A 24,527-nucleotide genomic window follows, 5' to 3' on the forward strand; every position below is an offset into this window, starting at 1 on the left:
GAGCACGCCGACGGCGGCGCAGACCGCGGCGGCCGCCGCAGCGGCGCAGGCCGCCGCCGAGGCCGCAGCCGCCCAGGCCGCAGCAGACGCCGCCGCCACGGCCACGCCGACACCCTCGGCCACCACTCAACCCAGCACGACCGGGCCCGTCACGGAGCTTGCCGCGACTGGAATCGACATCGCCCCCGCTCTGATCGGAACCGGCGCGTTGCTCGGCGTCGGACTCGTGCTCATATTGGCCGGGCGGTCACGGCGAGCGCGCCGACTCCGCTGACCGCAACATCGCGCCCAACGGCACGCGGCCCTTCCGCCAGACTGGGCAGCGGTTACACCGGCATCCGATTCTGGCCTGCGTATCGGGGAGTGCCGCTCATCGCCGCTCGGTGAGAGCGAACAGGGCGGTTCGCACGCGCTTCATCGCGGTCGTGAGGCCCCATTCGGCGGAGAGACGGTCGAGCTCGGCATCCTGCTCCGGGGTGCTCGGGCGGATCCGGGCGTCGAATGCCGGGAGCTTCAGGTCGCGCACGACGTTGACGACGGTCGGTGCGACTGTGAGGTAGTCGGCGGCGGCGATGATCTTGCCACGCACACCCGCTGCCAGCGCCGAGGCCGGATCGGCGGCCGCTGCGACGATCCCGTCGAGGTCGCCGAAATCGGCAAGCAACGTAGCCGCGGTCTTCTCACCCACCCCGGCGACCCCGGGAAGTCCGTCGGAGGCGTCGCCGCGGAGGGCCGCGAAGTCGGCGTACTGCGCCGGGGTGACCCCGGTCTTGGCAAGCAGCGCGGCATCGGTGAGCGTCTCCAGCCTGGCCATGCCGCGGCCGGTGTAGATCACCCGCACGTCGCGGGAGTCGTCGACGAGCTGGAAGAGGTCGCGGTCGCCGGTGATGACATCGACGGGCACGTCCGCGTGCGAGGCGAGGGTGCCGATCACGTCGTCTGCTTCGTGCCGCGGGGCACCGATCACCGGGATTCCGAGCGCGGCGAGCAGCTCGCGGATGATCGGAATCTGCGCGCTGAGGAGGTCGGGGACGTCCTCGGTCGCGGTGGGGGCATCCGCTGCGGGAGACTCGACAGCCGCGGCGACCCGATGGGTCTTGTAGGTCGGGATCAGGTCGACGCGCCACTGCGGCCGCCAGTCGTCGTCCCAGCAGGCCACGATCTCAGTAGGCGGGAACTCGGTGACGAGCCGGGTGATGATGTCGAGCAGCCCGCGCACGGCGTTGACCGGCTGGCCGTTCGGCGCGCGCACGGTGTCGGGCACCCCGTAGAAGGCGCGGAAGTACAGGGCAGCGGTGTCGAGCAGCATCCGGCGCTCCGGTGGAGTGGTCACGGCGGAATCCTGACATATCGGACCCCCGTGCGTCCACCGGGGCGGGATCCCTGTCGTGGCGGGCTGTTGTGCCGGCCGAAACGCCCCCGCTCACCAGGGCGAGGGGCCGCCGCCGGGAACCGGGCCGCCGTCGAGGAGCAGGGCGCCGAGCGCGGCCTCGTCGCGTTCGGCGTGGTGCTGGCGCACGTAGAGCTCGAGGTCGGCGACCCGCTGCGAGTGACGGGCCTCGAAGGCGAGCGGCCAGGGGCCGAGCGCATGCCCGGCCCGTGCGATGACCTCCTCGACCGAGCGCGCGACGAGACCCCGCACCCTCGCCGCGAGGAGCGCCCCGGCCTGTCCGGTCGCGGTGCCGTCGTCGATCGACGCTGCCGCTGCCGCGAGGACGCCTCCGCCCGCGCTCAGGGTCACGTCGATCGCACCGAGGTGCGCGAGTGCGATCTGGTCCGCCGGCCAGTCCTGCGCGCCGCGGAATACCCGACGGGCGATCCCGACCGCGCCGCCGAACCAGCACGCGGCGACGCCGATCCCGCCCCAGGCGTAGCCCGGCCGGTTGAAATACCAGTCGTCCTCGCGGATCGCGACCGCGGGCACGCCGCGGAAGTCAACGGGACCGCTCGTGATCGAGGGCAGTCCCCTGCCGACCCAGGTGTCCTCGAGCACGGTGATGCCCGGCGCGGCGAGGTCGACCGCGAAGAGCCGCAGCGCATCACTCGAGGTGTGCGCCGTGACGAGGGCATTGCTCAGCGAGCCCGCGAGCGAGCACCACGGCTTGAGCCCGTCGAGTCGCCAGCCCTGCTCCGACTCGGTCGCGTCGAGGCGGGTGCCGCGCGCTTCGGCCGCGAAGACACCCCAGCTGCGGGTCCGGCCCGTCTCACCGCCGGGCAGCTGCGCCGGTTCGACGGATGCCTGGCCCAGGACCGAGAGGGCGGCGAGATGACCGTCGGTGACGCGCGCCGCCGACAGGTCGGCCGCCGAGACCGTCGCGAGCATCTCGAAGAGGTGCCGGGTATTGCCCTCCCCGATGGCCGGAAGACGGGAACCGAGGTGCGTTGCGAGGCGGAGCGCCCGCCCGGTGTCGCCGGTCACGAGGAGGGCCTCGTCGGCGACCACCCGGAGTTGCTCACTCGACTCGCGATCACCGGGCGCACCGAGCCAGACCGGGGCACTCTCACTGTCGAAGTTCCGCTGGTTCATCTGCGGCCTCGCCTTCTTTCGCTTGTCATTCTTGACCCGCGTGCACTGTTTCGGCGTCCTCCTCTCGCCGAGCCCACCGTGCCGCATCCCCGGTTCCGCTGTGTTCGTCGTCTCACCTTCGCCGCCGGACCCGCGTTCGGATCCGAGCGTGCCCGTCCGGCCCCTGGATCAGTCGGTGATGTCTGTGAGGGCCCGGCCGGAGGGGCGGGTCGGCGACTTGGCGGTCGCCTTCCGCGGCAGGCGGTTCTCGGCGCTGACCATCCAGGCGTATTGCTCGAGCTTCTCGATGAAGCCGTGCAGGATATCGGCGCTTGTCGGGTCCTCTTCGTCAACGGCGTCGTGCACCTTGCGGATGTTCTTGACCGTCGCGTCGAGCCGTTCCGTGATCATGACGACGGTTTCCGCGGTGTCGACCTCGCCCGCCGGGAACTTCGGCAGGTGGGTGTCCTTGGCGACCGTCTCGGTGCGTCCGTCGGGGAGGGCGTCGAGTGCGCGCATCCGCTCGGCCAGCTCGTCGGAGAAGATGCGTGCATCGTCGATGATCTCGTCGAGCTGCAGGTGCAGGTCGCGGAAGTTGTGGCCGACGACACTCCAGTGCGCCTGCTTGCCCTGAACGTGGAGTTCGATCAGGTCGACGAGGACGGACTGGAGGTTGCCGCCGAGTTCAGCCGATGCCTTCATGGGTGTGCCCCTCTCACGCGGGACGTCGGCTCCGACGGATGCCGGGCGAGGGTCCCGCTCGTTTCGAACAGCACGATAGCAGGGGTGTCGCCGCCGTGTCAGGTCGAGCGGATGCCCCTGTTCGGGTGTGCCTCGACCGGCGCTAGGCCTGGGTGTCGGCCGGGGTGTCGCGGCGGCGGAAGAGCGCGGGCCCGGACTGGTCGACGGCGAGCTGAAGCCGCTCGTCGTGCGTGCCCGGCAGGGTCGGGAGCGCGTCGAGCGGCCACCAGGCCGCCGCCGTATTCTCGCCGTCGGCCGGGTGCGGCTCACCGCTCACCCACCGGCAGCGGAAGAGCACGTCGAGATATTGGGCGTGATCGCCGTTGGCGTATTGGAGGGGCTCGCGGGCGAAGACACCGACGAGAGCATCGACCTCGGCGACGATGCCGGACTCCTCGAGGATTTCGCGGGCCGCGGCATCCGCCGGTTCTTCACCGGGGTCGACGACGCCGGCGACGTTCGACCAGTTGCCGTTGTCGGCGCGGCGGACGAGGAGCGCTTCGTCGCCGCGCACGACGACCGCGGTGACGCCGATGAGCCAGAGCGGGGCGTGTCCGATGCTCTTGCGCAGTTCGAGGATGAAATCGGGGGTGGCCATCCTTCGAGCCTAGCCAGCGGATCTCCTGAGTTGGCCACCGCAGCACCGGTTGCCGGGATGCGCAACCCCCCTCGCGCTCGAACTCACCACACAAGCCGGGTGCGAGACTGGTGACGCGGCCTCTCAGACGGACCGCGACAGGGGGGCGACATGACCGGATCACGGGTCGAGGGAGCGCGGCCGGGGACTTCGCGCGGCACCGGGCGCCGAATGGCGGCGGCGCTCGGCGCAGCGGCACTGCTCTGCACAACGCTCTCCGCGTGCGGGACGGCGGCACCGTCGCCGACGGCCAGTGCGACGGCATCGGCATCGGCCTCGACCTCGGCCTCGACCTCGGCCGTCCCAACGGCGACAGGTGCCCCGACCGGCACCCCCACCGGATCACCCACAGCGGTCCCCACTCCCACGCCCGGCGATGACGTTCCCGCAGCCTGCTCCGCCGGCGCGCTCGGCGCCACCCTGGCCTCGCGGCCGATGGACAGCGGGATGAGCAGCTTCTACTGGGACCTCACTTTGACCAACACCGGATCCCAGGCCTGCACCGTGCAGGGGTACCCCGGTGTCCGGCTGGTGAATGCGGTCACCGGGGCACTGCTCGGCCCGGCCGCGGCACACGAACGCTACCCGACGGTGACGGAGGCTGCCGTCGAACTCGCTCCCGGGGCATCCGCCTACAGCCTGCTGCACCTGAATCAGGCGGGCGCATACACCTGCACGCTCGTAGCCGTCACCGAGCTCGACGTGACACCGCCCGGCACGGATGTCCCTCGCTGGGTGACGACGCCCAATCCGATCCAGGGTTGCGACGACCCGCTCATCGGCCTCGTGAAGGTCGGTCCGTTCGCCCCGGCTTCTCTCGTCTACTAGTCACAAACCGGGCCGGCCCCGTTGGCAGCCGGTCCGAGCGGGATCGGCTAGTAGCCGGGGCGCCAGGTCGCGGCGGCGACCGCGGCCTCTGGGTCGGCGATGGCGACGCCGTTGACGCCGTCGCGCACCGCTTGGGTGACCACGGCGACGGCGACGCGGCGCGACACCTCGGGCAGGTCCCGGAACGAGGGCAGCACGGCCGCGCCGGGCCGGGTCACGTCGACCATGCCGGCGATCGCGTGGGCGGCGGCGAGGAGCATGGCCCGGTTCAGCACGGTCGCCCGGGCGACGATCGCTCCGAAGCAGATCCCCGGATACATCAGCGCGTTGTTGCCCTGGCCGATCTCGTAGTCGACCCCGTCGAACCGCACGGGGGCTGACGGGCAGCCGGTGCTCACGAGGGCCGCGCCGGCCGTCCACTCGATCACGTCGGCCGCGGTCGCCTCGGCGAGCTCGGCCGGGTTGGAGATCGGGCAGATCAGCGGGCGTTCGACGTGGGCGGCCATCTCACGCACGGCAGCCTCGGTGAAGGCGCCGAACTGGGTCGACGTGCCGATGAGCGCGGTCGGGTGCACAGCGGCGATCACGCTGTGCAGCGAGCGCGGGTCGGCGAGCGCGGGCGCGAACGCATCGCCGGCCAGTTCCAGTGCGGGCCGGGCGTACCGGCGCTGGCCGGCGGTGAGGTCGGGCAGGGTGTCGACGATGAGCCCCTGCCGGTCCATCAGGTAGATCCGGGCCTCGGCCTCGGCGAGGGACTGTCCCCCGGTCACGACGAGCTCGTCGACGATCTGGTCGGCGATGCCGATCCCGGCGGTCCCCGCGCCGAAGATCAACACGCGCTGGTCGCCCAGGGTCAACCCGGAGATCAGGATGCTCGTGTTCAGGGCGGCGAGGATCGTGACGCCGGTGCCCTGGATGTCGTCGTTGAGGGTGCAGATGCTGTCGCGATACCGCTCGAGGATCGGCGCCGCCGTCGCGCGGCCGAAGTCCTCCCAGTGCAGCAGCGCGCCCGGGAACAGCCCGAGCGCCGTCTGAACGAAGTCGTCGATGAACCGGTCGTAGTCGGCGCCACGGATGCGCGGAAACCGATTCCCGAGGTACCGCGAGTCGTCGAGCAGCCCGGCATTGTCGGTGCCGACGTCGATGAACACCGGCAGGATCTGGGCGGGGTCGATGCCCGCTGCCGCGGTGTAGACGGCGACCTTGCCGGTGAGGATCTCGGCCCCGTTGACGCCCCAGTCGCCGATGCCGAGGATGCCCTCGCCGTCGGTCGCGACGATCAGGCGGATGTCCCGGCCGTTGGCGTAGATCTGGAGCGCCTCCCCGATGCTCTCGGGATCGAGTGCGGAGATGTAGGCGACATCGCTGCCCGCGTAGCAGTCGCTGTACTGCTGGATCGCCTGGGCGACGGTCGGCGCGTACACGATCGGCAGGAATTCGACGAGGTGCCGGGACATCGCATAGTAGAACAGCCGGCGGTTGCGCGCGCAGACGTCCATCAGGAACAGGCGCTTCTCGAGGTCGTTCGGCCGGGCCAGGAACCGCCGGTAGAGCTGACCCGATTGCTGCTCGATGGTCTGCACGACGTGCGGCAGCTGCCCGGTGATGCCGCCGCGCATCCGCTCGGCCCGGGTGAACGCGGTGCCCTTGTTGCGGTACGGGTCGGAGAGCAGGGAACGCCCGGTCATGAAGTGCCTCTCGCGAGTTGGAGGCCGCGACGGTGTGACCGGTGTGCCGGGCCTGAGGCTGCTGCCTACCCCGCTTCACTCAGTTTAACCCCGCGTTTACCCCAGGCTCGTCACCGCATCGGCCGCCGAGGCGGCGCGCGCCGCATTCTTCTCCTCGCGACGGACAGCCCTGCGTTCCCTGCCGCCCTCGACGAGGAAGTACAGCACCGGGAGCACGATGAGGGTGAGCAGGGTCGAGGAGACCAGGCCGCCGATCACGACCAGGGCGAGCGGCTGGGAGATGAACCCGCCGGTGCCGGTGAGGCCGACCGCCATCGGGAGCAGGGCGAAGATCGTGGCGAGTGCGGTCATCAGGATCGGGCGCAGCCGCCGGGAGGCCCCGTTGACGAGCGCCTCGCGCACGTCGAGTCCCCGCCGCCGGTACTGGTTGACGAGGTCGATCAGCACGATCGCGTTCGTCACGACGATCCCGATCAGCATCAGCACGCCGATCAGCGAGGGCACTCCGAGGGGGATGCCGGTGATCACCTGCAGCGCGATGGCCCCCGTCGCCGCGAACGGGATGGACACGAGCAGCAGCAGCGGCTGCAGCAGCGACCGGAACGTCGCGACCATCACGATGTAGACGATCAGGATCGCGGCGAGCAGAGCGATGCCGAGCTGCTGGAACGCGTCGGTCTGGTCCTTCGTGACACCGCCAAGGGTCGCGGTCGCGCCGGTCGGCAGGGTCGTGTCGGCGAGCACGGTCGCCATCTGGGCGTTGGCGGTGCCGAGGTCGTTGTTGTTCGGCGTCGCCGAGACCGTCGCGGTGCGTAGGCCCTTCGTCGTCGTGAGGGTGGCCGGGCCGTCGACCTGCGCGACGGTCGCGAGGGTGCTGAGCGCGACCGGCCCGGCGAGTGTCGGGATCGGCAGGGCGGCGAGCTCGGCCGTCGTCGCCGGCGAGCTGGCCCCGGTGAGATACACGGACAGGTTCGCCTCGTTGATCACGATCGACCCGACGACGCTCGGCTGCATCGCCTGGGAGACGAGGGTGCCGAGCGCGAGCTCGCTCAAGCCGGCGGCGGCGGCCTTCGTGCGGTCGATCGTCACGGCGAGGTAGGGCCGGGAGGCGGCGAGGTTGCTCGAGCTCTCCTTGATCGCGTCGAGCTTCTTCACGGCGGCGAGGATGCTGTCGCTCGCTGTCTGCAGGTCGGCGCCGTTGGCCGCGGTGATGTCGACGGCGATGTCCGAGGTGCCGCCGAAGCCGCCGCCGGCCGTGACCGAGAAGTCGCCGACGCCGGTCAGTGCGGCGAGCTTGCCACGGACGGCGTCCTGCACGGCGTCGGGCTTGGCGACCCCGTCAGTCGTGATCGAGTAGGTCACGGTGCTCGTGGTCGGCGCTCCCCCGGCGAACGCGGCGAGGGCGCTGCCGCCGCCGATCGATACCTGGATGATCTTCACGCCCGGCGTGCCGCGCAATGCCGATTCGACCGCCGTCGAGGCGGTGTCCTGGGCGGCGAGGCTCGTGCCGACCGGGAGAGCCTGGGCGACCCGGAACGTGGTCTGGCCGGTCGAGCCGAGGAAGTTGACCTTCATGAACGGGATGATCGCGACCGTTCCGCCGAGCACGAGCACGGAGAGCAGCAGGGTGGCGACGGCGTGCCGGAGCGTCCAGCGGATGATCGGCAGGTACCCGGTCTGCAGGCGGCTCGGCTCCTCGACGATCGCGTCCGCGGGGGCGGATGCCGCGCGCCGGGTCCGCCGGGACGCGGCGGCCGCAGCGGTAGGAGTAGCGGGGGCCGCCGCGGGTGCGGACCCGCCAGGGTGGTCCGCGGCCGCGTCGGCGACGGTCGTTGTTTGCGCGGACTCGGCCGCGAGCGCGCCGGGGCCGGTCGGGTCGGCGACCGCGAACGCGGCGGCATCCGTTGTCACGAGGACCGGGGCGGTCTCGGGAGCCTTACCCGGCTGAGCAGAATTCGGCGCCTTGGCGGGCTTGGTGGGCTTCGCGGGCTTCGGCGTCCTGGCGGGCCTCGGGCTCGGGGCGCGCAGGAACCAGTAGGCGAGTACGGGCACGATCGTGAGCGAGACGAGCAGGGAGGCGAGCAGCGCGATCGTGACGGTGAGGGCGAAGGGGCGGAAGAGTTCGCCGGTGGACCCGCCGACGAAGGCGATCGGCAGGAAGACCGTGACGGTCGTGATCGTCGACGCGGTGATCGCGCCGGCGACCTCGCGCACGGCCGCGACGATGGTCTCGGAACGGTCCACCCCGGGCACGAGGTGGCGCTTGATGTTCTCGATCACGACGATCGAGTCGTCCACGACACGGCCGATCGCGATGGTCAGCGCGCCGAGCGTGAGGATGTTGAGCGAGTACCCGACGCCCTGCAGGCCGATGAAGGTGATCAGCACGGAGGTCGGGATCGAGATCGCCGTGACGAGCGTGGCACGCACCGAGAGCAGGAAGACGAGGATCACGAGCACGGCGAAGACGAGCCCGAGGATGCCCTCCTGGGTGAGCGAGTTGATCGACTCCTGGATGAACGGGGCCTGGTCGAAGACGACGGTGAAGGTCGTGCCGGGGACGGCATCCTGAAGCCTCGGCAGGATCGCGCGCACGGCCGTCGATACGTCGACCGTGTTGGCGGCGGGCACCTTCGTGACCGCGATCGTGAGGGCCGGCTGGCCGTTGACGCGGGAGATGCTCGCGACGGGGTTCTCACCGAGCACGACGGTGGCGACGTCGCCGATCGTGGGCGGGGTGGCCGGAGCGGCGCCAGGGGCGGTGCCGGCGCCGGTCGCGAGCAGGGGCAGGGCGGCGATGTCCGCGGCGGAGGTGAGCTTGCCGCCGGCCTGGACCGACAGGGTCTTGTCGCCCTCGGTGAGCGAGCCGGCGGGGATGAGCGCGCCGTTCTGCTGCAGGGCCGAACGGATGGCCTGCGTGCTGAGGCCGCGGGCGGCCAGGGCCGCGGCATCCGCTGTGATGGTCACCCGGCGGCCGACATCGCCGACGAGCGCGGCCTCGCGCACCCCGGACACGTCACGGATGTCGCCGAGCACGCTGCGCTTGAGGTCGTCGGCGAGGGTGGCCTGGTCGCCGCCGGAGACAGCGAGGGAGATGACCGGGAAGTCGTCGATGCTGCCGCTGATCACCTGCGGGTCGAGGTTGTCGGGCAGCCGGGTCTTGATGCGGTTGATCGCCTGGCTGATGCGGGATTCTGCCTTGACGAGGTCTGTGCCGTACGTGAACGTCGCGCTCACGAGCGAGGAGTTCGTGCTGCTCGTCGTCGAGGTGGATTCGAGGCCCGCGATGCCCTGGATGGCGGTCTCGATCGGCGTCGAGACGTCGTCGTTGACGACCTCGGGCGAGGCGCCGGGGTAGCTCGTGGAGACGAGCAACTGCGGCAGCTGCAGGGAGGGGATGAGTTCCTGCTTGAGGCTCGTGAGGGCGAGGCTGCCGAAGATGGCGGCGACGATCGTGATCAGGGCGATCAGGGCCCTGTTCTTCATGCTCAGCACGGCGAGAAAATGCATGGCTCAGTATCGCATCGCCGTGTGACGCCCGTGTTGCGTTTCGCACCCCCGGTTCGGCGCGGAATGGCGCCTCGGAGTCAGACGACGTCGGCGAGGTACCCGGTGTCGGGCAGCGGATGCCGCAGCAGCGTCCCCCAGGCCAGGCCCAGTGCGTCCACAGCGCATTCCATCTCGAACGCCCCGTGGCAGAACGGGACCCGCAGGAAGCGCTCGAAGGCGCCGTCGACGCCGAAGCGGGGACCGGCCGGCACGAGAAGGCCGTGGTTGCGCGCGGCGAGCGCGAGCTGGGAGCTCACGGGTCGCCCGAGGTTGACCCACGCCGTGAGGCCGCCGTCGACGTGCGGCACGGTCCACTCGGGGAAGCGCTCGGCGAGGAGCGCCTCGAGGTGGTCGCGCCCGGCCCGGAGCTCGCGGCTGCGGCGCTCGAGAATCGCCGGCATCTCCGGGAGCATCCGGGTGACGATGAGTTGCTCGAGGATCGGCGTGCCCATGTCCGTTGCCGTGCGCGCGGCAACCAGCCGGCGGATCAGCGCGGGCTCCGCCCTGATCCAACCGATGCGCAGGCCGCCCCAGATGGTCTTGCCCACCGAGCCGACCGTGACGACCGTGGCGGGGACGCCGGCGCCAGACCCGCTTCCATAGCCGTTCATTCCTGCATTTCCCGGCTCGCCCTGCGCGTATGCCGCGAACGGCATGAAATCGTCGGTCCGGTCGATGCTGAGCTCGCCCATGGTCTCGTCCGCGATGAGGACCGTGCCCTGCCGGGCGGCGGCCTCGATCACGCGGGTCCGTTGCTCGGCGGGCATCGTCTGCCCGGTCGGGTTGTGGAAGTCGGGCATCAGGTAGCCGAGCACGGGATTGCCGCCCCGGAGGGCCTGGAGCAGGGCGGGCTCGTCCCAGCCGGACGAGCCGTCGCCCACGCGCGCCGTCACGCTCACCGGCACGAGCCGCGCCCCGGCCGCGCTGAGCGCCTCAACCGCGTGCGGGTAGCTCGGCTGTTCGATCAGCACCCGGTCGCCGCGGCTGACGAACACCCGGGCGAGCAGCGAGATCGCGTGCTGGGCTCCGATCGTCACCATGATCTGGTCCGGGTCGGTCGGGAGCCCCCGCTCCCGGTAGCGTTCGGCGATCGCGGCGCGCAACTCCGGGATGCCGACCGGATCGAAGCCCGGACCGTTCAGGTGGCGCGAGAGGTCCTCTGCTGCCCGCGCGGCGACATCCGCCAGCCCGCCGAGGGCCGACATCGTCGCCTTGCTGAGATCGAGGACGCCGCTGTCGCCCGACGCGCTCCCTGGGCCAGGGCCGGCCGCCGCGCCGGAGCCCGTGCCGGAGCCCGCGCCGGAGCCCGGCAGCCGCACCACGCTGCCCGAGCCGCGCACGCTCGAGAGCAGTCCCGCGGCGCGCAGCTCGCGGTAGGCGGCCGTCACGGTCGTGCGGCTCAGCCCGAGGCGCACGCCCAACTCGCGTTCGGCGGGCAGGCGGGTGCCGGCGGTGAGGCGGCCGTCGAGGGCGAGCAAGCGGATGCGATCGGCGAGCCCCCGGTATGCGCTCCCGCCGGTGCGCCACTCGCCGAGCTTCGACTCGAGGGCACGGGCGCTGAGCTGAGTGTCCGACATGAGGCCACTCTAGACAGATTGGCTACTTGATAACAGTCCACTCGTGCAATTGGATTGGTTTCCATGACCCGTCGCCTCATTCAGCTGCTTATTGGCCTCTTCCTGTACGGCATCGCGATCGCGCTGATGGTGCGCGGCGCGATCGGCGTCGCGCCGTGGGACGTGCTCACCCAGGGCATCGACGGCCACACCCACCTCGGGTTCGGCCTGCTGACCGTCATCCTGAGCGGCGTCGTGCTGCTGTTCTGGATCCCGCTGCGCCAGAAGCCGGGCGTCGGCACCGTGATCAACGCGCTCCTCGTCGGCCCGTCGGTGGATGTCGGCCTCTGGCTTGTGCCCGCCGGCCTCGACCTGTGGCTGCGCGCGCTGCTCTTCGCGGCAGGCGTGCTGCTGCTCGCCGTCGCGACCGGCCTCTACATCGGGGCGCACCTCGGCCCCGGACCCCGCGACGGCCTGATGACCGGCCTGCACCGGCGCACCGGCTGGCCGATCTGGATCGTGCGCACCGGCATCGAGGGCACCGTGCTCGCGCTCGGCTGGGTGCTCGGCGGCAACGTCGGCATCGGGACCGTACTGTTCGCGGCGCTCGTCGGCCCGCTCTGCCAGTGGACCATCCCCCGCCTCGCACTGCCGCTCCCCGCGCCTCGGACGCCCTCGCCCGCTTCGACCCTGGCCGACGCGCGCTAGAGGTTGCGGTCGGCGTAGGCCAGGAGGGCCGCGCGGACGAAGGCCGCCCCGGCCGGGCCGCCGTAGTTCGCGGCGAAGCGCTCGTCGGAGACATACATCTCGCCGAGGCCCGTGAAGTACTCCTTCGAGGGTCCCGCGCCGCCCGGCCCTCCGCCGGGGGTGCCCGGGATGGCACGCAACCAGTCGAACTGCCGCTGCGCGAGGGCCTGGGCCTCGGCTCCCGCCGGGTCGAGCCGGCCCGATGCTCCGGAGGCTCCTGAGAAGGCGGCCGCCGCGCGCCAGTCCGCGAGGAGCTGCGCCTGCCGCTCCTGCCACGCCGCCTTCTCCGCGGCGCTCATCCCGCGCCACCAGGCGTCGCCGTTCGCCCAGGCCGCGGCTCCCCAGCGCTGTTCGACCTCCTCCCTGTGTTCCGTGGGATCGAATCCGTCGAACATGTTCTCTGCCATGAGTTGTTCCTTTCTGTTCAGGGTGGTGATGGTGTCCTCGACCGAGCCGATCTGGCGATCGAGGCGGTCACGCTCGCCGCGCAGCCAGGCGAGGTGCGCGCCGAGGGCGCGGGCGGCATCCGTTTCGTGGTCGAGCACCTCGCGAATGGCGGGCAGCCCGAGCCCGAGGGCGCGCAGCATCAGGATGCGCTGCAGGCGCACGAGCGCCGCCGCGTCGTAGTAGCGGTAGCCGTTGGCGCCGATCCGGCTCGGCGGGAGCAGCCCGAGGTCACCGTAGTGCCGCAGCGTGCGGCTCGTCGTCGACGCGAGCCGCGCGATCTCCTGGATCGACCAGTCCATGTTCAGTCCCCGTCCGTTGTGATCTCCACGATAATTCTTGACGTTGCGTCAAGGTCAAGCGGGCTCCCGAATCCGATTCGGTACCATGTGGCATGCACGACACGACCGAGGCAACGGATGCCGCGGCGCGGCCCCGCGCGCGCCTGGCGCTCCGGCTCGTGCCCGCGGCCCTGATCTCTGCGTCCGCGGTGCTGCTCTTCGGACTGCACACGCCGGTCTCGATCCCCGCGGGCTACCTGCTTCTCGGACTCGCCCTCACGACGGCCCTCGTCATCGACCGCCCGCTCGCGCGTGACCTCGCCCTCATCGCCCTCGGCCTGCTCCTGATCAGCACCATCTCGCTCGCTGCCAACATCGACTACCCGAACATGGCGCTGATGGGTGCCGTGCTCACGCTCGCGGTGCTCCTGCCATACCTGGTCTCGCGCTACCTCTACCGCGAGCGGGCGATCCGGTTCCCGATCCGCACCGGGCGACCCTGGACATCCGCAGCGCTCGGGTACCTCGTCGTCGTGATCGCGCTCGGCTATGCGATTCTGCCGACCTATTTCATCCGCTCCGGCGCCTTTCACAACTGGCCGACCGTCACCGCGCCGGACGAGATCGGGCGGCTCTTCGTCGGCGTCGGTTTCGTCGGAATCTGGGACGAGCTCTTCTTCATCTGCACCGTGTTCGCCCTGCTGCGCCGGCACTTCCCGGACTGGCTCGCGAACCTGCTCCAGGCGGTGATCTTCACCTCATTCCTCTGGGAACTCGGCTACCGCAGCTGGGGCCCGCTGATCACCTTCCCCTTCGCACTCCTGCAGGGCTTCACCTTCGCGCTGACCAGGTCACTCGGCTACGTCATCGTCGTGCACCTGCTCTTCGACCTCGTCGTCTTCCTCGTGATCGTGCACGCACACACCCCGGCCTGGCTGCCGATCTTCCTCTACTGACGCGCACCCGCCCGCCCGCGCGCGCCCGCGCCCGCGACCGGAAAGGTGCTCGGGGGTTGCGCACCGCCGAAACGCGATATATCGTGAATCACACCAGACGCGATATAACGCGAAAAAGTTTCCGGCGTCCGCAACGGACGCCCACAGAAGGAGCACACAATGGCACTCGAAAAATGGCTGGTCGCCCCCGGGCAGACCCGGGTGATCGACGTCGAACTCGTCAACCGGCTCAAGGTCGGGCTGATCGGCGGCAAGGTCGACATCATCGGCCACGACGAACCGTTCACCCGCGTCGAGGTGCACAGCGTCAGCGGCAAGGACCTCCGCATCTCCCTCGACGGAGACACCCTCGAGGTCGACCACCCGCAGCTGCGCTGGGACAACTTCATCGAGGTCTTCGCCTCCTTCCGCGGCAGCGCCCGGGCGGACGTGAGCATCACCGTCCCGCGCGACGTCGCCCTCAAGCTCGGCGTCGTCTCGGCCGGCGCGCTCATCACGGGCCTCCGCAGCGACCTCAAGCTCAACACCGTCTCCGGTGACCTCGTCGTCGACGGCGTCACGGGCGACATCGAAGTCAACGCGATCAACGGCGAGATCTCGGTCAGCAACCACTCCGGCGACATCACCACGCACACCGTTTCCGGCGATGTCACCGCGAGCGGCAGCATCCGCCGGTTCAGCGTCGACGGCGTCGCGAGCAACGTGTTCCTCGACCTCGAGGGCTCACCGGACACCGTCAACACGAACACCGTGAGCGGCAACCTCACCGCACGCGTCGAGGCCGGCCTCCCGATCAAGTACCACCTCAACACCATCTCGGGGGTCCTCCAGCTCGACGACCAGACCGTGAAGGGCACCCTCGGCAAGGGCTACGAGTCGAGTACGGGCGTGCTCGCGGGCAGCTGGCTCGAACTGCACGCGAACTCCGTCTCCGGTGACATCTCGATCGTCCGGCGTCCGGCCGCGGCGGCGGATGCCCCGGCGAGCGCCCCGAGCGCAGCCGCCGGGTTCGAAGCGCCGGGCGAGGCCCCGGCGGACACCGCAACGGGGGCCTCGGCATGACTCCCGTCTTCGCCCACGGCAGCCTGCGGCTCTACCTGCTGAGCCTGCTCGCCGAGCAGCCGCGGCACGGTTACGAGCTGATCCAGGCGCTCAGCGACCGGTTCGGCGGCACGTATATCCCGAGCGCGGGCACGATCTACCCGCGACTGGCCAAGCTCGAGGAGGAGGGCCTCGTCACGAAGTCGACGGACGGCCGCAAGACCGTCTACGAGATCACCGACGCCGGACGCGCCGAGCTCCTCGCGCGCGGGGGCGACCTCGACGCACTCGAGGACGAGGTCACCGACTCGGTGCGCCGGCTGGCAGACGAGGTCCGGTCCGGGGTCGCCGCGGCGATGACGAGCCTGCGCACCGATCTCGCAGCTGCCGCCAGGCGGGCCAGGGACGACGCGGGCTTCGGAGCGGGCGGCCGGGCACGTGGGGGTTCGAGTCCCACCACCGGTTCCGCCGTTCCGGGCACGGCCGCGGGTGCCGAGGCCAGTGCCAGTGCCAGTGCGAGCTACCCGGGCGCGGACGGCCCATCGGATACCGCCGGTTCCGCCGGCGCGAGCGCGGGCTCGGCGGCTCCAGGCGGCCAGACCCCGCCGGCCGGGACCACGTCGGGCACCTCGACGGACCGTCGCCTCGAGTCCAATCGCGCCCTGCACGAGGCCGATCTCGTGCTCAACGAGTTCCGCCAGCAACTCCGCGCGGACCTGCGCAAGCAGGCCGTGCACGCCCGGGTGCCCGCCGCGACCGTCTCGGACCTGCGCGCCCGCCTCGCCGAGGTGCGCGCCGGCATCCTGGACGCCCTGCCCCGCTGACCCCCGCCTCGCCCGTCCGCGAGAGTACACTTGTGGCCCTTAAACCACAGTCTTAAGGGCCAAAATCGTACTCTCGCGGAAGGGTACGCACGTTTCTGGGGAAGGGTCGGGGGCGGCGTGCGGGATCAGGGGGCTGCGGGGGCGGGGTGGTGGATCTGGGTGCGTTCGCCCGAGCGGTCGATCTCGTGCCGGCTCATCAGCTCGCCGCAGATCGGGCAGGTCGCCTCGGCGCGCTCCGCCTGCCTCTGCTCGGTCGTCTCCGTCGTATACGGGCCGAGCGGCGGCGGCCCGATCCAGGGCAGCAGCGTGCGATTCAGCCAGGACACGGCGCCCGCGAGGCCGTGTTCGCCCGACGGCCTGTCGTCAGAATCGCCCGGTTCGCCGGTTCCTCGTCTCGATGCGCGTGTCATAATGGTTAGTGTACTAATCAATTACGATTAGTGCACTAATCAATTCCGTCGAGACGGTCGCGACGGGGAACAGCAGAGGCGCGGGACCAACCGATGACAGACGATTCCCCGGGCACGACCGGTTCCTCGACAGTGCCCGCGTCCGCGCCCGACCTGCTCCGCCTCGAGGACCAGGTCTGCTTCGCCCTCGCGATCGCGTCCCGCAGTGTGATCTCGGTGTACCGGCCGATCCTCGAGCCGTACGGCCTCACCCATCCGCAGTACCTCGTGCTGCTCGCCCTCTGGGAACGCAGCCCGCGTTCGGTCTCTGACCTCAGCGCCGAGCTGCGCCTCGAACCCGCGACCCTCTCCCCGCTGCTGAAGCGCCTCGAGACCGCCGGCCTCGTCGGCCGCAGTCGCAATGCGCACGACGTACGTGTGCTCGACATCACGCTGACGGATGCCGGGCGCGCACTCCGCGAGGACGCCCTCACGATCCCGCCGCGCATCATCGACAAGCTCGGCATGAGCCTGGATGAGCTCACCGCGCTGCGAACCTCGCTCTGGCGGGTGATCGACGCGGCACAGTCCCCCTAACCCGCGAAAGCGGGTGAATCGTCGCTTTCGCTGCGGCATACCGACGATTCACCCGCTTTCGCGGAAGGTGGGGATGCGCGGGGTGCGGGAAGCGGGGGTAACCCAACTCGCGGGCGGCTCGGCTTATTCCCGGAAGTTTGACAGTCGTGTCCAACGGAGTAGTGTCATCCCTCGTGACACCAGACGGCTCCCAAGCGCCAGAAACTCGCTCCGCGAAGCGGTGGATCATCGGCGAACCACTCTCGACCGAGCATCTCGAGGGTCAGCTGCTGCCCAAGCACCTCGCCCTGCCGATCTTCGCGAGCGACCCGCTGTCGAGCGTCGCGTACGCCCCGCAGGAACTCCTGATGATCCTGACCCTCGGCGGGCTCGCCTTCCTGAGCTTCGCGCCCTGGGTCGCGGCCTGCGTCGTGCTCCTGCTGGTCGTCGTCGTCGCGTCCTACCGGCAGCTGATCAAGGCGTACCCCTCCGGTGGCGGGGACTACGAGGTCGCCTCCAAGAACCTCGGCGAACGCGCAGGCCTGCTCGTCGCATCCGCCCTGCTCGTCGACTACGTGATGACCGTCGTCGTCTCGGTCGCGAGCGGCGTGGACAACATCATCTCGGCCGTGCCGCAACTCGTGAACTTCCGGGTCGAACTCGCCGTCTTCTTCGTCGTGATGCTCGCCGCCGTCAACCTGCGCGGCGTGCGCGAGTCGAGCAAGGCCTTCGCCTTCCCGACCTACCTGTTCATCGCGAGCGTGATCCTGATGGTCGTCGTCGGCCTCGTGCGGGTCATCTTCGGTGATGCGCCCGTCGCGGAGTCCGCGAGCTACGGCGTGCACGCCGAAAACCTTGCCCAGTCGGCGTTCATCCTGCTGCTGTTGCGCTCCTTCGCGAGCGGATGCTCCGCCCTGACCGGCGTCGAAGCGATCGCCAACGGTGTTCCGGCCTTCAAACACCCGAAGGTCAAGAACGCCCAGCGCACCCTCGTGCTGATGGGCGGCATCGCGATCGTGATGTTCATCGGCCTCACGACCCTCGCGCTGATCGCGAAGGTGCACTACGCGGAGAACCCCTGCGACCTGATCGGCTGGGCCGAGTGCGCCACGTCGCCGCAGCGAAGCCTGATCGCCCAGATCGCCGCGGCGACCTTCGGGAACAACTCGATCATGTTCTTCGTGCTGCAGGCCGCGACCGCCGCCGTGCTGCTGCTCGCCGCGAACACGGCGTTCAACGGCTTCCCGCTGCTCGGCTCGGTGCTCGCGAAGGACTCCTACGCACCGAAGTCGCTCAGCACCCGTGGCGACCGGCTGATCTACTCGAACGGCGTCGTACTCCTCGCCCTCTTCGCCTGCCTGATCCTGGTCGTCTTCCAGGCCAACCTGACGGTGCTGATCCAGCTGTACATCATCGGCGTCTTCGTATCCTTCACCCTCGGCCAGACCGGCATGGTCAAGCACTGGCTCACCCTGCTCAAGACGAACCCGCCGAACCGGGCCTCGATCATCACGAGCCTCTCGATCAACGGCTTCGGCGCCGCCCTGACCGGCGTGGTGCTCATCGTCGTGACGATCACCAAGTTCACCCACGGCGCCTGGCTCGTCTTCGTGATGATGCCGGTTCTGTTCACCCTGATGCTCGGCGTGAACCGCTACTACCGGGACGTCGCCAAGGAGATCGAAGTCGACCCTGACACGACCTTCGGCTCCACCGGTGACCACGCGATCGTGCTCGTCGGCAAGATGCAGAAGCCCGTGCTCAAGGCACTCGACTACGCGATCGCCGCCCGGCATGAGGGCATCGAGGCCGTGCACATCTCGATCGACGAAGAAGAGACCAAACAGTTGCAGCGCGACTGGGTCCGGCAGAACATCCAGGTGCCGCTGCGCATCGTCGAGTCTCCGTACCGGGACATCAGCTGGCCGTTGATCAGCTACATCAAGGAGCGCCGCACCGCGCACGGCTCAGAGGTCGTCACCATCTACACCCCGATCTACATCGTCGGGCACTGGTGGGAGAACCTGCTGCACAACCACAAGGCCCGTCGCCTCCGCCAGAAGCTGATGCTCGTGCACGGTGTCACGATCGCGCTCGTGCCCTGGCTGCTCGACTCCTCCGAACTCATCTACGGCCGCCGGTCCCGCCCGATCCCGGGCCAGGACCGTCGCGGCGAGCCGGTGCGCCCGCGCCCGATCCCCCGGCGCCCGCTCGCCCCGGCGACCTCTGCTCTCGAGATCCAGGCCGCTGCCGCTGCGGCGGCAGCGGCGAAGAACGGCTCGGGTGCGGCATCCGCTGCCGGAGCCTCTGGCAAGGCGGGAGCCGCCGCGGGTCGCCCCGGGCAGCCCGCCCGCCCCGGCGCCCGGCGCCGGAAGCGCAAATAACCCGGTGCGGAACGCACTGGCCGTGTTCGCCGGCGGCATCATCGGCACGGCCCTGCGGCTCGGCATCGACCGTGCGCTGCCGCACAGCGACACCCAGTTCCCGACCAGCACCCTGATCATCAACACCGTCGGGGCGTTCGTACTCGGCTGGCTCGTCGCCGGCCTCTGGACCCGCCCCGCGGTTCCGGCCTGGCTCAAGCTCCTGCTCGGCCCTGGCGTGCTGGGCGCCTTCACGACGTTCTCGGCCGTGATGGTGTCCCTCGTCTCCCTCGGCGCGGCCTCGTCGTGGCCGCTCGCTGGGCTGTACCTGCTGGCGACGTTGCTGCTGGGGTTCCCGGCGGCCGCGCTCGGCGTCTGGCTCGGCGGGCGCATCCGTCACCACCCCGCAGCGGATGCAGGGGCCCGGTCATGAACTCCCTCGTCTTCGCCGCCGTGGTCGCCGGCGGCGGTGCGGCAGCCGTGGTGCGGTACTTCGTATCGCGCGCCCTCCCGGTGGGACCGGGCCGCCTGCCGATCGGCGTGCTGATCGTCAACGTGGCCGGGGCGCTGATCGGCGGCGTGATCCTCGGGCTCGCCGAGCGCGCCGTGCTCAGCAGCGACCTCCGGCTCGTGCTCCTGACCGGGGTCTGCGGCGGCCTGACGACGTTCAGCACCTGGAGCGTCGAGACGATCGACCTCGCACTCAAGGGCCGCTGGCGCTCGGCCGTGCTCAACCTCGTCGGCACCCTGCTTCTCGGCATCGCGGTCTGCGCCGCCGGCTACCTCCTCGCCCGCTGACCCTGCCCCCTCCCGACTCCCGCCCACGTCGCACCCGCCGTCAGGGAGGGTGCTCAGGGGGCGAGCAGGAGGGCGGGTCAGAGCAGGGCGACGACCTGGCGGGCGATCACCCGGCCGGCCCGGTGCGCGCCGACCGTGCTCGCCTGCGGCCCGTACCCGGCGAGGAAGATCCTCGGGTCGGTCCAGCTCGCCCCTGATCCGACGACGAGCCCGCCGCCCTTGGCGCGGAGTTTCAGCGGGGCCAGGTGCCGCACCTCCGGACGGAACCCGGTCGCCCAGATGATCACGTCCGCTTCCGTGAAGCTGCCATCGGCCCAGCGCACCCCGGTCGGCTCGATGCTCGCGAACATCGGCCGGGCGGTGAGCACCCCGCGCTCGATCCCCGCGGCGATGCGGCGACTCACGGGCACGCCGGTCCCGCTCACGATGCTCGGCAGCGCGCGACCGGACCGGGCGGCCTCGTCCTGGGCGGCGACCGCGGCCGACGCCCCCTCGAGGTCGAGCTGATCGGTGTGCACCCAGTCGATCGGGCGCCGTGAGGCCCAGGTCAGTTCGGCGGCGACGTGTTCGAGCTCGAGCAGGAACCCGATGGCGGATGTCCCGCCGCCGACGACGACGACCCTCCGGCCGGCGAAATCCTCGGCCGCCCGGTAGCCCGAGGTGTGCAGCTGCTGTCCGGCGAAACTCGCTGCTCCCGGATAGTGCGGCACGAACGGGGCGCCCCAGGTTCCTGAGGCGTTGACGAGCAGGCGGGCGGTCGTCTCGTGGTCGCCGAACCCAGGCGACGCGCTTCGGATCACGAGGTCGGCACTGCGATTGAACACGGCGGTGACAGTGACGGGTCGAACGACCCTGAGGTCGAAGTGCTCCTCGTACCTGCGGTAGTACTCGGTGACGACGTCCCTGGCGGGGCGGTCACGGTCGGCCGTCGCAAAGCTCAGGCCGAGTTCGCTCATGCCGGGCAGGTCGTTCACCCGGTGCGCCGACCCGAGACGGAGTCCCGCCCAGCGGTGCTGCCACGCGCCGCCCGCGTCCGGGCCGCGGTCGAAGAGCACGAAGTCGCGCCCCGGGATCAGCTCGAATTTGCGCAGGTAGTAGGCGACCGCGAGGCCGGCTTGCCCCGCTCCGACGATGACGACGGGAACGCTCGCGTCACTCGACATCGCGTCCCCCCTCTTCACCAGCGTACGTCCGGCGTAAGATCACTGTGTGCGCCGCGGTTCGCCCTCCGAGCCACAAGCGGGCCTTCAGGCCCACCATGCTAAACTAGCGCCTAGTTTTCACCATTCCGTTCGGCAACTCCCGGGTGACTCATTCCTCACCTGGCCTGGCATCGTTAGGGGGTCTCGCATGGGGCGCGGCCGTCAAAAAGCAAAGCACACCAAGGTCGCCCGTGAGCTGAAGTATTTCAGCCCGGACACCAACTACAACGCGCTCGAACGCGAGCTCACGGGGCATCCCGTGGACGACGAGCGTCTCGACGAGGATCTGGCCAAGTGGCCGGAGTACGAGCCGGGTACCTCCGAGGAACCCGACCGATACGTCGACACCTACGCGACCGAAGACGAGCAGAAGCGCGCCTGACCGCCGTTCCCTGTACCGGGCGCCACTCTCGGCGCCCGTTTTGTCTGTGCAGGCATCCGCACCGCGCTGACCGCGCGGTACCCAGCGAGTTGGCAGCATTCGCTCATAGGCGCTGCGCGAAAGTGACCTTTCCGGTCGAGATTTCCCGGTCTACCGGTCGCTCTCGACCGGAAAGGTAACCCTCGGCACCGGCGGATGCCGCGGCGCGGGCGCGTCAGGCCGCGTAGCCGCCGACCAGGCGCACAGCGCCGCCGTTGACGCCCTTGGCACCCTGCACGAAGCCGGTGAGGTCGTGCGGGGCCGTGGACACGCGTCCGGCGACCCAGGCCGGGATGCCGTCGGCCGCGAGGCTCGCGATGACCGAGGACGCGGCATCCGCTGCGACGACGGCGAACATGCCGACGCCGAGGTTCCAGGTGCCTTCAGAACTCTCCAGGGTGCTGCCCGCGAAGGCGCTCAGCACCCGGAACACGGGGGCGGGCGACCAGGTCGACCTGTCCACTTCGACCCACGCGCCGATCGGGAGGACCCTGGCGAGGTTCGCGGCGATGCCGCCGCCCGTGACGTGGCTGAGCGAGTGCACCGCGCCGGCGAGTTCGGGGTCGGCGAGCACGCTCAGCAGCGGTCCGGTGTAGAGCCGGGTCGGCTCGAGGAGTACTTCGCCGACGACCCCGCCGAGTTCGTCGGACGTGTCGGTGTAGCCGATGCCCCGTTCGGCGAGGATGTGCCGGACGAGCGAGAAGCCGTTGGAGTGCAGGCCGGAGGAGGCGAGCGCGACGACGACGTCACCCGCGCGAACGCGCTCGGCGCCGAGCACCTGGTCGCCCTCGACGACGCCGGTGGCCGCTCCCGCGACGTCGTAGTCGTCGGGGCCGAGGAGCCCCGGGTGCTCCGCCGTCTCTCCGCCGATGAGGGCGGTGCCGGTCTCGGCGCAGGCGCGGGCGATGCCGCCGACGATCTCGGCGATGCGCTCGGGCACGACCCGGCCGCAGGCGATGTAGTCGGTCATGAAGAGCGGGCGGGCGCCGACCACGACGATGTCGTCGACGACCATGCCGACGAGGTCCTGGCCGATGGTGTCGTGCTTGTCGATGGCCTGGGCGATCGCGACCTTGGTGCCGACGCCGTCGGTCGAGGTCGCGAGCAACGGGCGCTTGTACGCGGTGAGGAACGAGGCGTCGTAGAGCCCGGCGAAACCGCCGAAACCGCCGAGCACCTCTGCGCCGTGGGTGCGCGAGACGGCCGCCTTCATCAACGAGACGGCGAGGTCACCCGCCTCGGTGTCGACTCCGGCTGCCGCGTACGATGCGTTGCTCATTCTTGTCTTCCTGGATCGCCGATCATGAACTGTCCCTGGGTGCCGCGCACGGGGGTTCGCGTGCTCGCCCGCATCGAAGCCGGGTCGAGGAGCGGTTCGTATTCCGCGTCGGGGCCCGGGTCGCATCCGTCTGATGTGCGGGAGGCTTCTGCTGCGGCGACGGATGCGTCGCTCGCGACAACCGGCGACCCTGCGGACGCCGTCGACCGCGTCGAATCGGTCGACCCGACCGGGGCGGTGCGCTCGAGCAGGTTCTTGCCGAGGTGCAGGGCGTCGGGCAGCGGGATCGGGTAGACGCCCGTGAAGCACGCGGTGCAGAGCCGCTCGCGCGGCTGCTCGGTCGCGGCGATCATGCCCTCAGGCGAGAGGTAGCCGAGGGAGTCGGCGCCGATGGCCTGGCGCACCTCGTCGACACCGAGGCCGGTCGCGATGAGTTCGGCCCGGGAGGCGAAGTCGATGCCGTAGAAGCACGGCCAGGTGATCGGCGGGCTCGAGATGCGCACGTGCACCTCGGCGGCGCCGGCCTCGCGGAGCATGCTGACCAGGGCGCGCTGGGTGTTGCCGCGCACGATCGAGTCGTCGACGACGATGAGGCGCTTGCCCTTGATCACGGCCTTGAGCGGGTTGAGCTTGAGCTTGATGCCACGCTGGCGGATCGTTTCTGACGGCTGGATGAACGTACGGCCGACGTAGGAGTTCTTGACGAGGCCCTGGCCGAACGGGATCCCGGATGCCTGGGCGTAGCCGATCGCGGCCGGGGTGCCGGACTCGGGGGTCGGGATCACGAGGTCGGCCTCGACGGGGTACTCGGCGGCGAGGCGGCGGCCCATCTCGACCCTGGCCTCGTGCACGCCGCGGCCGGCGATCGTGGTGTCCGGCCTGGCGAGGTAGACGTACTCGAAGACGCAGCCGGCGGGCTTGGACTCGGCGAACCGCTGCGAGCGGAGGCCGTTCTCGTCGATCGTGATGAGCTCGCCGGGTTCGACCTCGCGGACGAAGCTCGCCCCGACGATGTCGAGGGCAGCGGTCTCCGAGGCGACGACCCAGCCGCGCTCGAGCCGGCCGAGGACGAGCGGGCGCACGCCCTGGGGGTCGCGGGCGGCGTAGAGGGTGGTTTCGTCCATGAAGACGAGGCAGTAGGCGCCTCGCAGGCGCGGGAGCACCTCGAGCGCGGTGGCCTCGAGGGTGTGGTCGAGGTCCCCGGTGAAGAGGGCGGTGATGACGGCGGTGTCCGTGGTGTTGCCGCGGGCGAGTTCGCCCTCGACCTTCGGGTAGCGCTCGTGCACGAGCTGGAGCAGCTCGGCCGTGTTGGTCAGGTTGCCGTTGTGGCCGAGGGCGACGGTTCCGCTCGAGGTGCGGCCGAGGGTCGGCTGGGCGTTCTGCCAGCTCGAGGATCCCGTTGTCGAATAGCGGGTGTGCCCGACCGCGATGTGACCGATGAGGGTGCTCAGCGCCGCCTCGTTGAAGACCTGGGCGACGAGGCCCATGTCCTTGTAGATCAGGATCTTGCTGCCGTCGCTCGTCGCGATTCCGGCCGATTCCTGGCCGCGGTGCTGCAGGGCGTACAGCCCGAAGTAGCTGAGCTTGGCCACCTCTTCACCGGGAGCCCACACGCCGAAGACGCCACAGGCATCCTGTGGCCCCTTCTCGCCCTGCAAGAGATCGTGACCGAGAAGTCCGTCGCCACCAGCCAAATCGATG

Annotated in this window: 23 protein-coding genes; 11 read left to right on the plus strand and 12 right to left on the minus strand. The window is 70.4% G+C overall.

What is annotated here, in order from left to right; genetic code table 11:
* On the plus strand, positions 1–274 hold a 274-nt coding region (locus E3O39_RS15370), incomplete at its 5' end, for a hypothetical protein (protein ID WP_194088663.1).
* 96 nt (positions 275–370) lie between these two features.
* Here the strand turns inward: E3O39_RS15370 and E3O39_RS15375 are convergent.
* The 4 genes from E3O39_RS15375 to E3O39_RS15390 all read right to left on the minus strand — a co-directional run bounded on the left by E3O39_RS15375 (position 371) and on the right by E3O39_RS15390 (position 3,845).
* Positions 371–1,309: a 5'-3' exonuclease gene (locus E3O39_RS15375; protein WP_134446378.1), complete on the minus strand. Its 939-nt coding sequence runs from the start codon at positions 1,307–1,309 to the stop codon at positions 371–373.
* 114 nt (positions 1,310–1,423) lie between these two features.
* Positions 1,424–2,527, minus strand: a complete 1,104-nt coding sequence (locus tag E3O39_RS15380; RefSeq protein ID WP_134446252.1) for an acyl-CoA dehydrogenase family protein — start codon at positions 2,525–2,527, stop codon at positions 1,424–1,426.
* 168 nt (positions 2,528–2,695) lie between these two features.
* Positions 2,696–3,310 carry a Dps family protein gene (locus E3O39_RS15385; protein ID WP_370294943.1) on the minus strand — a complete coding sequence of 205 codons (615 nt, stop codon included), beginning with the start codon at positions 3,308–3,310 and terminating at the stop codon, positions 2,696–2,698.
* Positions 3,311–3,350: 40 nt separating this feature from the next.
* Positions 3,351–3,845, minus strand: coding sequence for an NUDIX domain-containing protein (locus E3O39_RS15390; protein ID WP_134446250.1), 495 nt, complete (start codon positions 3,843–3,845; stop codon positions 3,351–3,353).
* Positions 3,846–3,995: 150 nt separating this feature from the next.
* Here E3O39_RS15390 and E3O39_RS15395 point away from each other — a divergent pair, with 150 nt between their 5' ends.
* Positions 3,996–4,712, plus strand: a complete 717-nt coding sequence (locus E3O39_RS15395) for a DUF4232 domain-containing protein (protein WP_134446249.1) — start codon at positions 3,996–3,998, stop codon at positions 4,710–4,712.
* A gap of 47 nt (positions 4,713–4,759) precedes the next feature.
* On the opposite strand, the gene E3O39_RS15400 is transcribed toward E3O39_RS15395, so the two are convergent.
* The 3 genes from E3O39_RS15400 to E3O39_RS15410 form a co-directional block, all read right to left on the minus strand.
* Positions 4,760–6,400: an NAD-dependent malic enzyme gene (locus E3O39_RS15400; protein WP_134446248.1), complete on the minus strand. Its 1,641-nt coding sequence runs from the start codon at positions 6,398–6,400 to the stop codon at positions 4,760–4,762.
* A gap of 96 nt (positions 6,401–6,496) precedes the next feature.
* Entirely contained in the window at positions 6,497–9,910 is a 3,414-nt protein-coding gene (locus tag E3O39_RS15405; RefSeq protein WP_134446247.1) for an efflux RND transporter permease subunit, read from the minus strand.
* Between the two features lie 77 nt (positions 9,911–9,987).
* Positions 9,988–11,526, minus strand: coding sequence for a PLP-dependent aminotransferase family protein (locus E3O39_RS15410; RefSeq protein WP_134446246.1), 1,539 nt, complete (start codon positions 11,524–11,526; stop codon positions 9,988–9,990).
* Between the two features lie 63 nt (positions 11,527–11,589).
* Between E3O39_RS15410 and E3O39_RS15415 the strand changes: the two genes are divergently transcribed.
* The gene (locus tag E3O39_RS15415) at positions 11,590–12,213 is read left to right on the plus strand and encodes a YitT family protein (protein ID WP_134446245.1); all 624 of its coding nucleotides are present in this window, start codon (positions 11,590–11,592) and stop codon (positions 12,211–12,213) included.
* Here E3O39_RS15415 and E3O39_RS15420 read toward each other — a convergent pair.
* Positions 12,210–12,998, minus strand: a complete 789-nt coding sequence (locus tag E3O39_RS15420; protein WP_134446244.1) for a MerR family transcriptional regulator — start codon at positions 12,996–12,998, stop codon at positions 12,210–12,212. The two genes, E3O39_RS15415 and E3O39_RS15420, sit on opposite strands and share 4 nt — an antisense overlap.
* A 92-nt stretch (positions 12,999–13,090) precedes the next feature.
* Here E3O39_RS15420 and E3O39_RS15425 point away from each other — a divergent pair, with 92 nt between their 5' ends.
* From E3O39_RS15425 to E3O39_RS19920, 3 genes are all read left to right on the plus strand, one after another.
* A complete protein-coding gene (locus tag E3O39_RS15425; RefSeq protein WP_134446243.1) occupies positions 13,091–13,933 on the plus strand; it encodes a CPBP family intramembrane glutamic endopeptidase in 843 nt (280 codons plus the stop codon).
* A 159-nt stretch (positions 13,934–14,092) separates the two neighbouring features.
* Positions 14,093–14,995: a DUF4097 family beta strand repeat-containing protein gene (locus E3O39_RS15430; RefSeq protein WP_134446242.1), complete on the plus strand. Its 903-nt coding sequence runs from the start codon at positions 14,093–14,095 to the stop codon at positions 14,993–14,995.
* Complete coding sequence (locus tag E3O39_RS19920) at positions 14,992–15,798, plus strand: PadR family transcriptional regulator (RefSeq protein ID WP_370294930.1); 807 nt, start codon at positions 14,992–14,994, stop codon at positions 15,796–15,798. Before E3O39_RS15430 ends, E3O39_RS19920 begins: the two co-directional genes overlap by 4 nt.
* 125 nt (positions 15,799–15,923) lie before the next feature.
* Here E3O39_RS19920 and E3O39_RS15440 read toward each other — a convergent pair whose 3' ends face one another.
* Positions 15,924–16,208 (minus strand): hypothetical protein, encoded by a 285-nt coding sequence (locus E3O39_RS15440; protein ID WP_134446241.1) that lies wholly within the window; start codon positions 16,206–16,208, stop codon positions 15,924–15,926.
* 93 nt (positions 16,209–16,301) lie between these two features.
* Here E3O39_RS15440 and E3O39_RS15445 point away from each other — a divergent pair, with 93 nt between their 5' ends.
* The 4 genes from E3O39_RS15445 (at position 16,302) to crcB (ending at position 19,924) form a co-directional block, all read left to right on the plus strand.
* Positions 16,302–16,784 carry a MarR family winged helix-turn-helix transcriptional regulator gene (locus tag E3O39_RS15445; RefSeq protein ID WP_134446240.1) on the plus strand — a complete coding sequence of 161 codons (483 nt, stop codon included), beginning with the start codon at positions 16,302–16,304 and terminating at the stop codon, positions 16,782–16,784.
* 173 nt (positions 16,785–16,957) lie between these two features.
* Complete coding sequence (locus tag E3O39_RS15450) at positions 16,958–19,147, plus strand: APC family permease (protein WP_166787255.1); 2,190 nt, start codon at positions 16,958–16,960, stop codon at positions 19,145–19,147.
* Positions 19,148–19,151: 4 nt separating this feature from the next.
* Positions 19,152–19,559: a CrcB family protein gene (locus E3O39_RS15460; protein ID WP_134446239.1), complete on the plus strand. Its 408-nt coding sequence runs from the start codon at positions 19,152–19,154 to the stop codon at positions 19,557–19,559.
* Positions 19,556–19,924, plus strand: a complete 369-nt coding sequence (gene crcB / locus E3O39_RS15465) for a fluoride efflux transporter CrcB (RefSeq protein ID WP_134446238.1) — start codon at positions 19,556–19,558, stop codon at positions 19,922–19,924. The genes E3O39_RS15460 and crcB overlap by 4 nt, the downstream gene beginning before the upstream one ends.
* Before the next feature lie 77 nt (positions 19,925–20,001).
* Here crcB and E3O39_RS15470 read toward each other — a convergent pair whose 3' ends face one another.
* Entirely contained in the window at positions 20,002–21,087 is a 1,086-nt protein-coding gene (locus E3O39_RS15470; RefSeq protein WP_134446237.1) for an FAD-dependent oxidoreductase, read from the minus strand.
* 187 nt (positions 21,088–21,274) lie between these two features.
* Between E3O39_RS15470 and E3O39_RS15475 the strand changes: the two genes are divergently transcribed.
* Positions 21,275–21,508 (plus strand): DUF3073 domain-containing protein, encoded by a 234-nt coding sequence (locus tag E3O39_RS15475; protein ID WP_134446236.1) that lies wholly within the window; start codon positions 21,275–21,277, stop codon positions 21,506–21,508.
* A gap of 214 nt (positions 21,509–21,722) precedes the next feature.
* On the opposite strand, the gene purM is transcribed toward E3O39_RS15475, so the two are convergent.
* Positions 21,723–22,826 (minus strand): phosphoribosylformylglycinamidine cyclo-ligase, encoded by a 1,104-nt coding sequence (gene purM / locus E3O39_RS15480; RefSeq protein ID WP_134446235.1) that lies wholly within the window; start codon positions 22,824–22,826, stop codon positions 21,723–21,725.
* Positions 22,823–24,520, minus strand: coding sequence for an amidophosphoribosyltransferase (purF, locus tag E3O39_RS15485; RefSeq protein WP_241975368.1), 1,698 nt, complete (start codon positions 24,518–24,520; stop codon positions 22,823–22,825). The genes purM and purF overlap by 4 nt, the downstream gene beginning before the upstream one ends.
* Between the last annotated feature and the right edge of the window lie 7 nt (positions 24,521–24,527).

It is taken from the genome of Cryobacterium sp. MDB2-A-1, from assembly GCF_004402675.1.
Classification (GTDB): domain Bacteria; phylum Actinomycetota; class Actinomycetes; order Actinomycetales; family Microbacteriaceae; genus Cryobacterium; species Cryobacterium glucosi.

Bases quoted from the DNA above. Each gene is read 5' to 3' on its own strand.
- E3O39_RS15470 (WP_134446237.1), bottom strand. From the start codon at position 21,087: ATGTCGAGTGACGCGAGCGTTCCCGTCGTCATCGTCGGAGCGGGGCAA.
- E3O39_RS15380 (WP_134446252.1), bottom strand. From the start codon at position 2,527: ATGAACCAGCGGAACTTCGACAGTGAGAGTGCCCCGGTCTGGCTCGGT.
- E3O39_RS15430 (WP_134446242.1), top strand. From the start codon at position 14,093: ATGGCACTCGAAAAATGGCTGGTCGCCCCCGGGCAGACCCGGGTGATC.
- E3O39_RS15420 (WP_134446244.1), bottom strand. From the start codon at position 12,998: ATGGACTGGTCGATCCAGGAGATCGCGCGGCTCGCGTCGACGACGAGC.
- E3O39_RS15410 (WP_134446246.1), bottom strand. From the start codon at position 11,526: ATGTCGGACACTCAGCTCAGCGCCCGTGCCCTCGAGTCGAAGCTCGGC.
- E3O39_RS19920 (WP_370294930.1), top strand. From the start codon at position 14,992: ATGACTCCCGTCTTCGCCCACGGCAGCCTGCGGCTCTACCTGCTGAGC.
- E3O39_RS15400 (WP_134446248.1), bottom strand. From the start codon at position 6,400: ATGACCGGGCGTTCCCTGCTCTCCGACCCGTACCGCAACAAGGGCACC.
- E3O39_RS15375 (WP_134446378.1), bottom strand. From the start codon at position 1,309: ATGCTGCTCGACACCGCTGCCCTGTACTTCCGCGCCTTCTACGGGGTG.
- purM (WP_134446235.1), bottom strand. From the start codon at position 22,826: ATGAGCAACGCATCGTACGCGGCAGCCGGAGTCGACACCGAGGCGGGT.
- E3O39_RS15390 (WP_134446250.1), bottom strand. From the start codon at position 3,845: ATGGCCACCCCCGATTTCATCCTCGAACTGCGCAAGAGCATCGGACAC.
- E3O39_RS15405 (WP_134446247.1), bottom strand. From the start codon at position 9,910: ATGCATTTTCTCGCCGTGCTGAGCATGAAGAACAGGGCCCTGATCGCC.
- E3O39_RS15395 (WP_134446249.1), top strand. From the start codon at position 3,996: ATGACCGGATCACGGGTCGAGGGAGCGCGGCCGGGGACTTCGCGCGGC.
- E3O39_RS15440 (WP_134446241.1), bottom strand. From the start codon at position 16,208: ATGACACGCGCATCGAGACGAGGAACCGGCGAACCGGGCGATTCTGAC.
- E3O39_RS15445 (WP_134446240.1), top strand. From the start codon at position 16,302: ATGACAGACGATTCCCCGGGCACGACCGGTTCCTCGACAGTGCCCGCG.
- crcB (WP_134446238.1), top strand. From the start codon at position 19,556: ATGAACTCCCTCGTCTTCGCCGCCGTGGTCGCCGGCGGCGGTGCGGCA.
- E3O39_RS15425 (WP_134446243.1), top strand. From the start codon at position 13,091: ATGCACGACACGACCGAGGCAACGGATGCCGCGGCGCGGCCCCGCGCG.
- E3O39_RS15475 (WP_134446236.1), top strand. From the start codon at position 21,275: ATGGGGCGCGGCCGTCAAAAAGCAAAGCACACCAAGGTCGCCCGTGAG.
- E3O39_RS15415 (WP_134446245.1), top strand. From the start codon at position 11,590: ATGACCCGTCGCCTCATTCAGCTGCTTATTGGCCTCTTCCTGTACGGC.